The sequence below is a fragment of the Flammeovirgaceae bacterium genome (assembly GCA_015180985.1).
GTDB lineage: Bacteria > Bacteroidota > Bacteroidia > Cytophagales > Cyclobacteriaceae > UBA2336.
Map to the genome: position 1 here is coordinate 1527771 of CP054185.1, position 14307 is coordinate 1542077.

The 14307-nt window shown below is 43.4% G+C and carries 15 protein-coding genes; 6 read left to right on the top strand and 9 right to left on the bottom strand.

Features of this window, described 5'->3' with window-relative positions:
• Window positions 1-40 precede the first annotated feature (40 nt).
• Complete coding sequence (fbp, locus tag HRU69_07255; GenBank protein QOI98855.1) at window positions 41-1027, top strand: class 1 fructose-bisphosphatase; 987 nt, start codon at window positions 41-43, stop codon at window positions 1025-1027.
• On the opposite strand, the gene HRU69_07260 is transcribed toward fbp, so the two are convergent.
• Together HRU69_07260 and HRU69_07265 are read right to left on the bottom strand one after the other, a co-directional pair.
• Window positions 1024-1446 carry a DUF5606 domain-containing protein gene (locus HRU69_07260; protein ID QOI97297.1) on the bottom strand — a complete coding sequence of 141 codons (423 nt, stop codon included), beginning with the start codon at window positions 1444-1446 and terminating at the stop codon, window positions 1024-1026. The genes fbp and HRU69_07260 overlap by 4 nt on opposite strands.
• A gap of 28 nt (window positions 1447-1474) precedes the next feature.
• Window positions 1475-2080, bottom strand: a complete 606-nt coding sequence (locus tag HRU69_07265) for a YihA family ribosome biogenesis GTP-binding protein (GenBank protein ID QOI97298.1) — start codon at window positions 2078-2080, stop codon at window positions 1475-1477.
• Window positions 2081-2244: 164 nt separating this feature from the next.
• Here HRU69_07265 and HRU69_07270 point away from each other — a divergent pair, with 164 nt between their 5' ends.
• From HRU69_07270 to HRU69_07285, 4 genes are all read left to right on the top strand, one after another.
• Window positions 2245-4251: an OmpA family protein gene (locus HRU69_07270; protein QOI97299.1), complete on the top strand. Its 2007-nt coding sequence runs from the start codon at window positions 2245-2247 to the stop codon at window positions 4249-4251.
• A gap of 99 nt (window positions 4252-4350) precedes the next feature.
• Window positions 4351-5073: a bifunctional demethylmenaquinone methyltransferase/2-methoxy-6-polyprenyl-1,4-benzoquinol methylase UbiE gene (gene ubiE / locus HRU69_07275; protein QOI97300.1), complete on the top strand. Its 723-nt coding sequence runs from the start codon at window positions 4351-4353 to the stop codon at window positions 5071-5073.
• Window positions 5022-5759, top strand: coding sequence for a PorT family protein (locus tag HRU69_07280; protein ID QOI97301.1), 738 nt, complete (start codon window positions 5022-5024; stop codon window positions 5757-5759). The genes ubiE and HRU69_07280 overlap by 52 nt, the downstream gene beginning before the upstream one ends.
• Window positions 5759-6514: an SDR family NAD(P)-dependent oxidoreductase gene (locus HRU69_07285; protein ID QOI97302.1), complete on the top strand. Its 756-nt coding sequence runs from the start codon at window positions 5759-5761 to the stop codon at window positions 6512-6514. Before HRU69_07280 ends, HRU69_07285 begins: the two co-directional genes overlap by 1 nt.
• Window positions 6515-6638: 124 nt before the next feature.
• On the opposite strand, the gene HRU69_07290 is transcribed toward HRU69_07285, so the two are convergent.
• The 3 genes from HRU69_07290 to HRU69_07300 form a co-directional block, all read right to left on the bottom strand.
• A complete protein-coding gene (locus HRU69_07290) occupies window positions 6639-7922 on the bottom strand; it encodes a hypothetical protein (GenBank protein QOI97303.1) in 1284 nt (427 codons plus the stop codon).
• Window positions 7923-8046: 124 nt separating this feature from the next.
• On the bottom strand, window positions 8047-8679 hold the full coding sequence (locus tag HRU69_07295) for a hypothetical protein (protein QOI97304.1): 633 nt from the start codon (window positions 8677-8679) through the stop codon (window positions 8047-8049).
• Window positions 8676-9722 (bottom strand): RHS repeat-associated core domain-containing protein, encoded by a 1047-nt coding sequence (locus HRU69_07300; protein QOI97305.1) that lies wholly within the window; start codon window positions 9720-9722, stop codon window positions 8676-8678. Before HRU69_07300 ends, HRU69_07295 begins: the two co-directional genes overlap by 4 nt.
• A gap of 129 nt (window positions 9723-9851) precedes the next feature.
• On the opposite strand from HRU69_07300, the gene HRU69_07305 reads away from it, so the two are divergent.
• Window positions 9852-10931: an IS110 family transposase gene (locus HRU69_07305; GenBank protein QOI97306.1), complete on the top strand. Its 1080-nt coding sequence runs from the start codon at window positions 9852-9854 to the stop codon at window positions 10929-10931.
• Window positions 10932-11326: 395 nt separating this feature from the next.
• Here the strand turns inward: HRU69_07305 and HRU69_07310 are convergent, their stop codons facing one another.
• The 4 genes from HRU69_07310 to HRU69_07325 all read right to left on the bottom strand — a co-directional run bounded on the left by HRU69_07310 (window position 11327) and on the right by HRU69_07325 (window position 14303).
• On the bottom strand, window positions 11327-11797 hold the full coding sequence (locus HRU69_07310; GenBank protein QOI97307.1) for a hypothetical protein: 471 nt from the start codon (window positions 11795-11797) through the stop codon (window positions 11327-11329).
• A 7-nt stretch (window positions 11798-11804) separates the two neighbouring features.
• A complete protein-coding gene (locus HRU69_07315) occupies window positions 11805-12683 on the bottom strand; it encodes an RHS repeat-associated core domain-containing protein (GenBank protein QOI97308.1) in 879 nt (292 codons plus the stop codon).
• 80 nt (window positions 12684-12763) lie between these two features.
• Window positions 12764-13132, bottom strand: a complete 369-nt coding sequence (locus HRU69_07320; GenBank protein QOI97309.1) for a hypothetical protein — start codon at window positions 13130-13132, stop codon at window positions 12764-12766.
• Window positions 13125-14303: a hypothetical protein gene (locus tag HRU69_07325; GenBank protein QOI97310.1), complete on the bottom strand. Its 1179-nt coding sequence runs from the start codon at window positions 14301-14303 to the stop codon at window positions 13125-13127. Before HRU69_07325 ends, HRU69_07320 begins: the two co-directional genes overlap by 8 nt.
• Window positions 14304-14307 lie beyond the last annotated feature (4 nt).

Consider the following 14307-nt stretch of genomic DNA (forward strand, 5'->3'; position numbering starts at 1 on the left):
CAATAAATCACCGAAGTTGGCAAAAGAATTTTCAACGGCCATGGAAGAATCGCGGATAGCAGCCCCAATCGGCAGTGCGCTTGACCGGTTTATAAAGAGTAAGCAGGACCAGTTTGCCTATGCCAGCGGTGAACTTTCGCAGTTGCTGCGCGACATCGCCCTGGCCTCCAAGGTGGTTAACCGTGAGGTAAATAAAGCCGGCCTGATTGACATTATGGGTGCGATGGGCTCCACCAACACGGCCGGAGATGCACAACAAAAGCTGGATGTGCTCGCCAACATCCGCTTTTCGCGGGCCCTGATGAAGGGGGGAGAAGCCTGCGCCTTGATTTCGGAAGAATCTGAATCGTATGTTGATCTGAACAACTCCGGTAAATATGTTATTGCTATTGATCCGCTGGATGGGTCGTCAAATATTGATGTCAACGTTTCCATCGGTACTATTTTTTCAATCTATCGCAGAAAGAGTAAAGAAGGAACGCCTATCCAGGATCAGGATATTCTGCAAAAAGGATCGGAGCAGGTGGCAGCCGGTTATATTTTGTATGGTTCTTCCACCATGCTGGTGTATACCACCGGGCACGGTGTTAACGGGTTTACCTACGAACCCACCTTGGGTGAATACTTTCTTTCCCACCCGGACATGAGGATGCCGGAGGATGGAAAAATTTATTCCGTTAATGAAGGTTCGTACAATTCTTTCTCGCAACCTGTAAAGGAGTACATCGCCTATTGCAAGGAAAAAAATTATACCGGGCGCTACATTGGGTCGCTCGTGGCCGATTTTCACCGCAACCTGCTTAAAGGCGGCATTTACATTTACCCGGCAACGGCTAAAGACCCAAACGGCAAACTCCGGTTAATGTACGAGTGCAACGCGCTGGCGTTTGTTGCCGAGCAGGCAGGTGGTAAAGCTTCGGATGGACAAGGACGAATTTTGGATATCCAGCCAACATCGCTTCACCAGCGCACCCCGTTTTATGTGGGATCAAAAAATATGGTAGAAAAAGCGGAAAGCTTCGTTTAACCTTCGCTGGTTTCTTCTTTCTTTTCAGTAAAAAATTCCGGGCAGTATTTATTCAATATGGCGTACCACTTTACCAGTTTTTTAATATCAGAAACGTAAACCCGGTTTTCGTCATACTCCGGTAAAACAGATTTAAGGAAAGCCTTTAATTCTGCAGGGTCGGCTTCTGCATCAATGCCCAAATCAGAATTATATTCCGAATATATTTTTAGAAGCACGTGCTCCAGCGGAACGGTGCCTTCTTTAGTGGTTGTGTATATCGAAATTTCACTGAGTACCGACATGCGGTGATTGGGCGTTGCCACCAGCTTTATTTTCTGATCATCTAATGACTCTAAAATAACACCTGATTTAGCAGGTCTCAGCACTTTAAACAATCCGCCTTTACCCGATACCGTAGCAATTTCGTCTAATTTCATAAGCACTATTTATCGGGCGCAAAGCTAACTAATTTTGGGCGGGCGTTTTTAGTGCAGAGGCAATGAAGGCGAGAATTTCTTTACCGCCTGTTTTATTTAACGATGAGGTAATAAATACGGGAGGCAGCGATTCCCATTGCTTGAGCAGTTCGGTTTCAAATAACTTCAGCGTTTCTTTCAACTGACTTTTGGTAACCTTATCGGCCTTGGTAAAAACAAGCGCCAGCGGAATACCGGCTTTGCCTGCCCACGTTATAAAATCCAGGTCAATGGGTTGCGGCTTGAGCCGGCAGTCGAGCAATACGAAGAGGCAAAACAGGGTGCTGCTCTTAGTGAGGTACATCTCAATGAGTTTGCCGAAGCCCTGTTGTTGCTGCTTGCTTACGCGGGCGTAACCGTAACCGGGCAAGTCAACCAGGTACCAACTCTCATTAATCAGATAGTGGTTAATGGTTTGGGTTTTGCCCGGGGTGGCCGAAATTTTGGCTAACTGCTTTCGGCCGGTAAGCAGGTTAATAAGCGAAGACTTGCCTACATTGGAGCGGCCGATAACCGCAAATTCGGGCAGGCCATCCTTTGGTAAGGCCGCCATCGAGGTGGCGCTGCAACTAAATTCGGCCTCAGTAACCCTCATGATTAGGCAGTTGAAGTAATGCTTTCACCCCAAAATACTAATAATGTAAGATATGGGTACTTTATGAGCCTAAATTTGCACGATTTAAACATCAGTTTTTCCTATATTGGCAGGCTTTGTTGATGGTTTTATTTCTAACTTTAATTGTTAACCCACTTTAAGACATGTACAGTATGCGCAGTATACTGATTTTTTTAGCTGTCGCGGGAACTATCCTAACCGGTTACAGCCAAACCGAAAAAGAGCAGGCAAAGGTTTACATGGAACAGGCCGAATTAATTATGGCCGAAACCCGTGCTATTGACGATGCCCGCGACCTGATGGTAACGGCTGCAAACCTCGATCCCACCAACATCAAGGCAAACTTTGAGGCCGGCCATTACCATATTAAAACCATTGGTAAAGATCTGGCCGTAAAGTATTTTCTGCGCGTGTATGAACTTGATCCCAATTACCGGTTCGACCTGGAATTCTGGATTGGCCAGAGCTATCAGTACGGTCTTGAATTTGATAAAGCCATTGATTTCTACAATCGGTATAAACAGCGGTTGGCGAAACGGCCCAATTACCTGGGTAACGATCGGGTAAGCCCTGCAGTAGTTGACCGCGCTATTTATGAATGCGAAAACGGAAAAGAGTATGTGGCTAATCCGAAAAATTTTTCCATTGTAAACATTGGTCGGGAAATTAACTCCGAATGGGACGACTATGCGCCCGTGTTCAACGAAAGCGAAGACCAGGTCATCTTCACCTCCCGAAGGCGCGATGGCAACATGAACCAGAACGTGGATCTGGACAACAAACCCTTTGAAGATATTTTTATCGCACGCAAAGTAAATGGGCAGTGGACGGCCGCAGAGAACATTGGCTCTCCAATTAATACACCTTACCACGACTCCAATCTTGCCCTTTCGGCTGATGGTCAGACGCTGTTCATCTATACCGATGAGGGCGGTGGCGACATTTATTACAGCGACCGCCAGCCTAACGGCACCTGGGGCGCACCGGTTCCGCTGCCCGGAATCATCAACTCATCGTACGAAGAAAAGTCCATTACGATTTCATCGGATGAAAAAACCTTGTACTTCTCTAGTAACCGGCCGGGTGGCTACGGTGGGCTTGATATTTACCGGGCCACAAAGGATGCGAAAGGAGAGTGGTCAAACGTGAAAAATATGGGGCCTAAAATAAATACGGAGTACGATGATGACGGCCCCTTTATTGATTACGATAGCAAAACGCTCTACTTCAGTTCGAAAGGAAGGAAGGGTATGGGCGGCTTTGATATTTACAAATCGGTGTTTGATGAGGCCACCAACGAGTGGAGCGAACCCGAAAATCTGGGTTACCCCATCAATACACCCGATAACGACATCTACTTTGTCAGTACCAAGGATGGAAAGCGGGCATACTATTCATCGGTGCGCGAAGACGGCCTGGGCTATGATGATATTTTTATGATTACCATTCCGCAACCCGTGATTGCCGCAAAAGAACCTGAAAAACTGCCGGAACCCGAACCGGAAATTGAAAAGCAAAAATTCCCGTTGCGGTACCAGGTTAAAGTGGTGGAAGCAGGCTCGGGCCGGCCGCTGGATGCCAGGGTGAGGTTGCAGGGCCTGCGCGACAACCTGGTGGTACCCGGTGTTTCGGGCGAATTGGGAACAATGGAGTTTATGATACGTGCGGAAGAGCCTAAAGATTACCGGTTATCGGTTGAACTGGAAGGCTATGCCTTTGTAAATCAAAATCTGAAGTTAGAAGGGGCCTCGGAAAAGGAACGCACCATTACCCGTACGGTTGAATTGCGTAAGTTAACAACGGGCGTTGTTTCGGTTTTACGCAACATTTATTTTGATTTTGATAAAGCCACGTTCAGAACCGAATCGTACACCGAATTAAACAAACTGGAGCGCATGATGGCCGAGAATCCCAACCTGAAAGTAGAAATTGCCGGCCATACCGATGCCATTGGTACAGCAGCGTATAACAAACTGCTTTCGCAGCGCAGGGCCGAGGCAGTAAAAGACTTTTTAACGAAAAAGGGCATTGACCCCCGAAGAATAACGGCTGTTGGTTACGGTAAAACCCGCCCGCTGGCCAGCAATGATGACGAAGAAGAAGGGCGCGAACTTAACCGCAGGGTTGAGTTTAAAGTGCTCGGAAATTAAACAGCCGGTTGCCCGGTACTACGAATCATCGTTTTTTTTATTCCTGCAGATTATTAGCAACTTGCCCCGCTTTATTGGTAAGCTAAGCTATTGCGTGTAATGGAAGTTGTTCCGTACAAGGAAGAGAAATCAACTAAAAAGGAGCAGGTTGCCCGGATGTTTGATAACATCAGCCACCGGTACGATTTCCTTAATCATTTTCTGAGCCTGGGTATTGATAACGGTTGGCGGAGGAAGGCAGTTAATTTGTTAAAACCATTAAAGCCCCGGCTGATACTGGATGTTGCCACCGGCACAGGCGATTTTGCCGTTGCAGCATTGCGCCTGAATCCGGATAAGATTATTGGGGTGGATATTTCGGAAGGCATGCTTGAAATTGGCCGTAAGAAGATGCAGAACAGGGGCCTCGATAAAAAAATTGACTTGATAAGCGGAGATTCTGAAAATCTTCCCTTCGAAGAAAATAAGTTTGATGCCGTAACCGTTGGATTTGGAGTGAGAAACTTTGAAGATGTTAACCGGGGCCTGGCGGAAATCAGGCGGGTACTGCGGCCGGGCGGCATGCTGGTTGTACTTGAATTTTCACGGCCGAAACAGTTTCCGTTTAAACAATTGTACAATTTTTATTTCAAATTCATCCTTCCGAAACTCGGCCGCCTGATATCGCGCGATAAAGCCGCTTATACCTATTTACCCGAATCGGTAGAGGCCTTCCCGGATGGTGACGATTTTCTGACTATCTTGACAAACCTTGGATATAAAGAACCCGCATGCAAGCCGTTAACTCTGGGTATCAGTTCAATTTACACCGCACGAAAATAATTCTCCTGGCAGCGCTGCTTGTACCGGGTTCGCTTGCTGCACAGAGTTTTTTGTGGGCGCGTAAAAACAATCCGAACTACGATGAGAGCCGCAAAATCAGTTACGGGTTTCTTATCGGCCTGCACACCACCACCTACCAACTTAACTATTCCGATGCGTTTGTTACACCGGCATTTGATACGCTGCATTCCGTTGAGCCCGACTGGAAGCCGGGCTTTTCACTGGGCTTTATCGTTAACTACCGGGCACACGAATTTCTGGATTTACGGATAATGCCCACCGTGGCGTTTTATGAGCATGCGCTTACCTACCGGTTTACCGATGGCCAGTCGATCAATCAGTTGGTTGAAACTACCATGGTGGAGTTTCCTTTGTTGGTTAAATACAAATCCATGCGCAGAGGGAACATCCGGATGTACATGGTGGGCGGTGTGAGGCCCGGTATTGAAGCCTCGGGCAAAAAGGAGATTGAAAATGTTACCAACAGCCTTGAAGTGGCTGCCTTCAACATGAGCCTGGAGGCCGGTATCGGTTTTGATTTGTACTTTCCGCTGTTTAAACTTTCGCCTGAAATCCGGTTTTCCCGTGGTATTTATAATGTGTTGGATAATCCGGATAACATTTACGGAAAACCCCTGAAGCACCTTACAACCAATACCGTTCACGTGTATTTTCTTTTCCAATAATGAAACGAACTGTTTTAATAACCGGGGCAACTTCCGGCATCGGACTGGCAACGGCAAAACTGCTGTCCCGGCATCCGTTCAGGCTGATTCTTTGCGGCAGGAGGCTTGACAGGCTTCAGGCGTTGCAAACGAAATTGACTGGCTTAACTGAGTGCAGGATTCTTTCGTTTGATGTTCGAGAACCGGAGGAGGTACAGGCAGCCATACAGTCGTTACCGGGCAACTGGAAGGATATTGATGTACTCATTAACAATGCAGGCAATGCCCACGGGCTCGACCCTATTCAAACCGGCAAGCAATACGATTGGGACGCGATGATTGATATTAATGTAAAAGGGTTGCTCTATGTTTCGCAGCATGTTCTACCGGGTATGACCGGGCGTAAAAGCGGCCACATCATCAACATCGGTTCCATTGCCGGCAAAGAGGTTTACCCGAATGGCAACGTGTATTGTGCCAGCAAGTTTGCCGTAGATGCGATTACCAGGGGTATGCGCATGGACCTAAACCCCTATGGTATTAAAGTAACGGGTATTCATCCGGGGCTGGTTGAAACGGAGTTTTCGTTGGTTCGGTTTAAAGGCGATGAGGCCAGGGCTTCGCAGGTTTATAAAGGCTATGACCCGCTAAAGCCCGAAGACATTGCCGAGTTAATTCTCTTTACATTAACCCGCCCACCTCATGTGGTGCTGGCCGATGTGGTTGTTTTGCCGACTGCCCAGGCCTCGGCCACGTTGGTTAAAAAGGATCTTTAAACTTAAGCAACGTCCACCGGCAACTTAAGGGATCTTTTTGGTATACAACTGCCACTCTACTTTAATTCCGTGTGTGCTGCTGCGGTGACATCATTGTCGGTGAAGATAAAATTTTAAAACAAGCTCATTTTTCCCTTTGTTGGATGGGTTTCTTCCTGATCCTATACTCAACACCAAATCGTGCATTGAGTCTGTCGACATAGGGGCTCTTATGGTTTGGATCAAAAATATTGTACAACAGATAGGCTGTCCCTTTTAGTTTTTTGGTCAGCCGGTATTCTTTTTTAAGTCCGGTCATCATGCTGCAAACCCATTCCCATTGCCCGGCTTGCGGGTCAGTCAATGAGTAGTGTATAAACGTCCGCATGGTCTCACCTTCAATATGCGCTATAAATCCTCGTCCTAAATTATAACTGGAATAAACCCTGGGACCGTATAGGTATGATAATTGATTCCATTGGTTGAGGTCAGCATCAAAGGCTACACGCTGGTTCCAGCCTGCACCGGCTGTTAGCTTGCTGGTAAACCGATAGCCAGTATACAAATTCATGTCAAGGAAATGCTCATTCCAGCGCTGGTATTGTAAAGTTAAGCCTGGAACAAGTCGCTCAACAAATGCTTTTTTCTTAATAGGGTCTGGCGCTTTTTTGGGCAGGTCACCCAGACTTTGTACATCCGGAAATTTTTGCTTGTACTCACTTACCTGCTCCATGGACTTTTTTAAAATCTCCTGCTTGCCCCCAAAATAATCCATGGCTTGCTCTTTCATTTCATTCAGCACCTGCTGCTGTGCTTCTTCACCTGATTGAGGAAGCTCCGGTATGCCTGGCATTTCACCCAGTCTGTCACTGGCAAAGGCCGAGGCTTCTTCTTCAACTTTTGCTGCCATTTTTTCCTTCTCCGGTAATTTCATTTCCGGCAGACCGTCTTTCAATTCTTCTACCTGACTGGCTAAATCTTTTATCTTACTAAGGCCATCCAGGTTTAGCTCCGGTATTTTAGGTGATGAAAGATTTAATCCTTTTAGCTCCGGCACGTTCAACTCAGGAATAGCAAACGCGGTACCCGGCAACGATACATCTACATGATCTAAGGCAGAGGTGTACTCCGTTGTTTTGCCGCTCAACTCAGGCGGCAGGTTGAGGCTGTTCAGTTTTTCGCGGACTTCATTTTTAAGTTTCTCGCTTTTTGACTTAAGGGCGTAAAGCTTTTCTTCTTTTACGGCAGTGAGGCTGTCTGTTTTATGGATTAAATCATCAGCCGGTTGACCAAGATGTTGAAGGCTGTCAATTTTCTGTTGTAACCTTTTTGCTATACCTATGTAAGCCTGACCGATGGAATCATATTGGCTGTTTAATTTATTTAATGTGGTATTGGTGGTTAATTTAATTGAATCAATTTTTTGCATTTGGACGGTGATTATTGAATCGCTCAACAGAGAAAATCCTATTGTGTGGAAGGGGACTCCGAGAACTAAAAAAATCAATATAATCCAGGCTTTGCGCATTTCGAGGGCTTTTGTCAAAGAAATTTCATTCCCAGATTGACTTCAGTTCCCTCCAGTAAACAAGTTCAAAAGCCCTAATTACGTCCTCGGGTGTTTGAACAGTTTTATAGTCCTCTAAAAGGAAGAAGTCGAATTCATCAAACTGATTTTGGAGATCACGGGTTCGATCAAAAAGTAAATTGCCGATCGCCTTACTGTCTGCGAGGAACCGAATCCAAGTCCCTTCGATATGAGCTATCTGATAAACATGCCTATTATTACCTTTCGATTTATAAATCTTATTCGAAAAAAGTTTGTCAGTTGAGCAATCAATACTGTCGATACAAAAATGTAATTGAAAGGCATGCTTAAATCTATTAAAACACGGAAGATAAATTTGATTTGATTTTTCAGAAATAATGCTTTCTATTGGAACGACAGAATTATCTATAATGAAGTAATAGTGATCATTTGGATTATCAATAAATACTTTAAAGGGCTTTCCCTTTTTCCTTCTTTTTTGACTTTTTAATTGCTGTTTTATTACCTTTTTATCTATTGCGCGTATAAGGTAGCCATTAGCAGAAACTAGATTTTTCAAGCAATTGATCTTTTGTAATTCCTGTGCATTGACAGAAGTATATAAAATTGTAAAAAATATAACGATTGAACTTTTCATTCTTGTTTTTTCTTGTTTAAATAAGAAACATCTTTCGGCTCCTCGATTCGTCTGATGATTGTTTCCCCAAATTTGGGTGTAACCTTTGTTTTTTCGACATAAGGTTCTGAGCAGCCGTTTCCATAGCAGTTTGGTTTTGTTCTATAACCTAAATAAATATGATCTTTATTAACTGGATTTGGATCACCATGCTCACCTCCAAGATTATGCCCGATCTCGTGGTTAATTGTGCTAACAATAATATCAAATTCATTAAATCCGTTAGTAACGGCTTTTTGAATGTTATCATCATATATTTCAATCAAATTTGAACCACCATTAATGCTGGATCCTCCAACGTCCGCTCCAAAGCGGGACGTTGAGTTATCTGAATTGGTATTTACAATTTTATTACCGTAGGAGCTTTTACCTCCGAATTCATTGGTAAATTTATCGTTGTTCACAGCCTCATTTACAGCTTCATCATTGTCAAAACCTTTTGCCGATAAATCATATTTGACTGAAACGTGGTTTCCAGCTTTATCCTTAAAATTAGATGTAGTGCTATTAAAATTGGAGATCGATTGCTTTATGGCTGCGGCCTGAGATTTTGTTAAGTTATTTGTGTTGTAGTAGTAGTTAGCTTTTATTGTATAAGTTATTGGATCGGTCTTGGAACCACTTCCTGAAACAGTAACCATTCCATCACGTCCATCTTTATCAACAAAAAGGATCGGATTATTAAAGGTATAGTTGTAAGGATTCCAGCTAAAGTACTTTTCAGTCAGAGGGTCAACATGCCACCAACGTCCAACTTCAGGAGAATAAAATCTCGCTCCATAATCGTAAATACCCAGACTCAACTCATCCTGCAACTCCTTCCCATTGTAAAGATACCGCTGCTCATATACCCCTGCCCGTTCACCGGTAGTATGCTGCAACCCAAACGCAAAGTAATCGCTGGAGCTTACGATGGGCGAGGGTGTGTGAGTAACGGTAATGTCATTCCCGCCTTTGGCGGGACAGGCAAAACGCACATCCACGTAAGTCACAGAGGACTTCATTTATAACCTAATTTACCGAATACCTTCGTTCCACCAAAAGTATTCCGCAGATACTATGTTTGAAAGAGCATAAGCCCCAGTGTACTAACTTTAATAAGTTATTGTATTAAAACAAAACACTCGAGGCTTATGCAAAAACAAGTTAACAAAAAATTGGATTTCAGTGGACAAAACATTTACGTTGGTTTAGACACGCACAAGAAACAGATCACGGTAACCATCATGGGCGAGAATTTGCATCTTAAAACTTTTAGTCAGCCTCCGGATGTCGATGTGTTGGTAAAATATCTAAATCGGAATTTTCCGGGTGCAACCTACCATGCTGCTTATGAAGCTGGGTATTCAGGATTTTGGTTGCAAGAAAGACTGCAGGCAAGTGGCGTTAACTGCATGGTTGTTCATGCAGCCGATGTGCCGACCAAAGACAAAGAGAAAAAACAAAAACGCGATCCCTTAGACAGTCGAAAAATTGCCAGGTCGTTAAAAAGTGGTGAGCTGGAGGCCATCTATGTACCCAGCAAAAATTGTCAGCAAGACCGCAGCCTGTTACGGGCTCGTCAGCGGATTGTAGGCAATCAAACACGATGTCGTAATCGCATCAAAGCCTTATTGAGTTATTTTGGGATTAATTACCCCGAACAATTCACCAGGTCGGGCACACATTGGTCTAAGCGATTCATGGAGTGGCTTAAGAAAGTGGACATCGGGAAAAGTGGGAACAACACATTAGCTACTTACCTGGCTGAAGCAGAATTCTGGAGAAGCACACTAACTACCATCCTCAAACAGATAAACACTCTGTCTGGTGAAGAGAAATATGCTAAGCCGGTAGAACTGCTGATCAGTGTGCCTGGCATAGGCCGGTTAACAGCCATGATGGTGTTGACTGAGTTAGAAGATATCAAACGATTTAAAAGTCGTGATTCATTATGTAACTACATTGGCTTGGTGCCCAATGTTTCCTCATCGAGCGACCGTGAACATGTGGGCGACATCACACAACGAGGCAATAAAACGTTAAGGAAGTGCTTCATCGAAAGTGCCTGGGTTGCAGTACGTACCGATCCGGCATTGACTATGAAGTATAACCAACTATGCAGCCGAATGAAGGGTAATAAAGCCATCATTCGTATTGCCCGGATGTTGGTGAGCCGACTGCGTTATGTGTTGATTAACAAAACGGAATACGAACTTGGCGTAGCCGCTTAACCATATAAAAGTTATAAACGGTGGGCACAATGTAAGGGGACTCTTGCAGCCTCTGGATTTCAGAGTGACTGCTTTCCGCAGATTACAGCCCACCTTTATAAAAATATAAAAGGTATCGTGCAGCTTCCGAAAAGGAATGACTGCTTATAGAAGATTGATTTTATACTTGGTAAAGGGTAAAGCCAGGGCTATGTTGGAAACTCTTTTTCGGTTTTCCTAAAAAAGAAAGGACTGCCAATTTTGCCTATTAACAGTCCAAATCTTTTTCAGTGTAAACCCTGCTTGTTCGCTGAGGTTTCCAATCGCAGCCACGCAGGTAAAACAATAACAAAATTAGTGCATCAGGACTTGACTTTCAACATAGAAGAGTCCCCGGAGGGAGACTCTGCGGGGAGCTATTTTTTTCTTATTCGCTTCATTTGATACTCCGGGGTCTCAACTTCAAAGACATAGTCGGAATCTGAGGAAAATAGTCTGCGATACTTTCTAGTGCTCAGATTATAAAGCCACAAAATGATATAGTCTTGGCGTATCCAGCCTGGCTCGAATTTTATAGTATACTCATGTACTTCTCTTTCATTTCTGATATTATTTGTTGAGTAATTAAAGCTGAATATTAACGATTCATTTTCAACCGATAGTATCTTTAAGTAGTCAGATTGATTTGGCAAAATAATTCTACCAGGAAGATATTCAACTTTAATTGTATCGTATGTTCCGTCTTTTTTATTAACAAAAAATTCCACATTATAATAATTGTTAGTAATTAACTGTTCATCGATAAAAATAATAACATGTATTTCATTTGATTGTGAATTGGCTATGAAGCTACAAATAGATAAAATGAAGAATATAATAGTTTTCATAGTTTAGTTATTTCGTAATTCTTTTCATTGCTGTAACAGTCAATCTTAACTGTTCTATGGATCGATTGTTATAGAATACAGCACCTAATGGAGTCTTCGTGGTTTTGTAGCTACCATCTGTGTTAATAGTGACAGTTGACCTACCCAGTCTTCCAACAATAATATTTTTTTCGTAAAACTTGAAGGCTGTTTGGTCGCTAAACATCCCCTTTGATGGCTCTGTTGCGGTCATCGGATAATATACGCCATCAGCAATTAGAATCCCTGTTGCGTGGGAATGAATAGCTGCTTCAACATCTTCATATGTACTACCTTCGGGTAATTTAGGAAGCGAAGCTTTACCGATTAGCTCTCCATTTTTGACTTGCACCTTATCACCAGACTCACCTCTGATTACTTTGTTGTTTTTCATCACTAGCGATGACTCTTCGTGAAATCCACCTTCAGGGTCTTTTGGAGTCTTTTTTAGCGTTCTATCCAAAACATTAAGTGATTCAGTTAATGTCGTTTTTGTAGTTTCATAGCCAGTTTTAATTGAACTCGACTCAGTAGGAGTATTGTTCTTATAATTTTGCTTAATTCTTTTAATCTCAGATTTATCGGTAACTATTCTTACTTTACCGTCAATTCCTTTCTCATCTTCACCAATTTTTTTACCATTAGATTTAAATAGCTCAGTAAACATTCCCGATGGATCAATGAAAATAAGCGGATTGTTTTTAACGTAAGTGTATGGCGACCAATTGAAATAATGTTCTAAGGCTATGTCTTGCGATAGAAATCTACCTATTGAAGCATCGTAATGCCTGGTATTATAATCCAGCCATCCAATGTTCAACTCATCCTGCAACTCCTTCCCATTGTAAAGATGCCGCTGCTCATACACCCCTGCCCGCTCACCGAACTGAAGGACGCCCTCTCGAACGTCCTTTCTGATACCAAGTAAACATCATCCAGTTAAGTACTTTAACCCTTAACTCTCCTCAAAACAACTTGCTGGAGTTTTATCTTTTTTCTACTTAACACCGTTGCTCTCTTTTCCCGTTCAGACATGTAACCACTTGTCAATTTCTCGATAACGTCTTTGACTTCAGAACACTTCAACAAAAGCAGACCATCAGATAAGGACTCCCACGTACCTTGGCATTTTGAAGTTACTTCAAGCTGCTTTTGCGTTAGAATGAATGTGCTGTCAGCATTCAATTCTAACTCATAGAAAAAGTCCTTTCCTTTATTTGAATACTTACCTATTAACTTCTCTTGTGCTGAGCAAGCCGAAAACCCAACCATGAAAAGCAGGAAGAATATTTTTTGAATCATTGCTCTTCTACTCATGGCATGGATTACTATACGAAGACCTGTGATAATACGTAGTGGGTGACGATATCAAAGAATAGTTAGCCGGAACGCCCATAAGAGCACTTCTTACACCTGGATAAGCTTGCATTAATGTACTCCTTGTGGAGCTAATATTAACCGGAACTATTCCCGTATTGGCAGAACCACCAACTGAATATGGTCTACTTCCATCAGATGCGGTTATCCCTTGAACCCAAGTCGCAGTTATAGCTCCATACGAATCAGCTACAGACGTGGATTTAAGTCGAGATACAGACGAAGGGTCATAAGCCCATTGAGCTCTGTACGCATCCATTTCGTCATATACATCTTGGCCTAATGATTGACCATTTGTGGTACTAAAGGCTACATCGCCATGCTCAAACTGGACAGCATGGGTTGACTCATGTACGAAACTTGAGGTTGAACCAAAGCTGATTACAACATTTCCAGTTCCTGGATCATACGTAGTCCCACCAAGTTCATCATTTGTCTTTTGCAATTGATACACTTGGCTGCTACTTTCCAGTCTATCAAGTCCTGCAATAGTTGTGTTTAAACCGTCTACTCTGCCTTGCAAATTGTTGGTCTTGCTTGCAATTTTCTCCGCACTCCATCCCTTCTTTTCAGCTTTGGCTTCAAGTTTATCAATTCTCTTTTGAAGTTTGTCACGCCTATTTTCAACCGATTTCCTTTGCTTATCCCATTCCTTACGGCTTCCTTCTTCAATCTCTCGTCCGTCTGGATCGATAAAATTGATCGGATTGTTAGCTACAAAAGTATAAGGTGAAGATGGATAATACTTCTCAGCTAATTGATCTATGACACTCCATCTCCCTATGGTTGGATCATATTGACGCCAACCGAAATCGTAGGTTGCAAGGGATAGCTCATCCTGCAACTCCTTGCCATTATAAAGATGGCGCTGCTCATACACTCCTGCCCTTTCTCCTGTCGAATGCTGCAACCCAAACGCAAAGTAATCGCTGGAGCTTACAATGGGTGAGGGGGTGTGCGTAACCGTTACATCGTCAAAGTAAATGTCAACGTATGTGGGATGTTCGTTGCTTACAAATACATAGGCAAAGCCCGGCTCGCGCACGGTTACTTCTTTAAACAAATAATCGTGGGGCGGTTGTTTTACGGTGGGGCTGCTTTGTTGCCACATAATA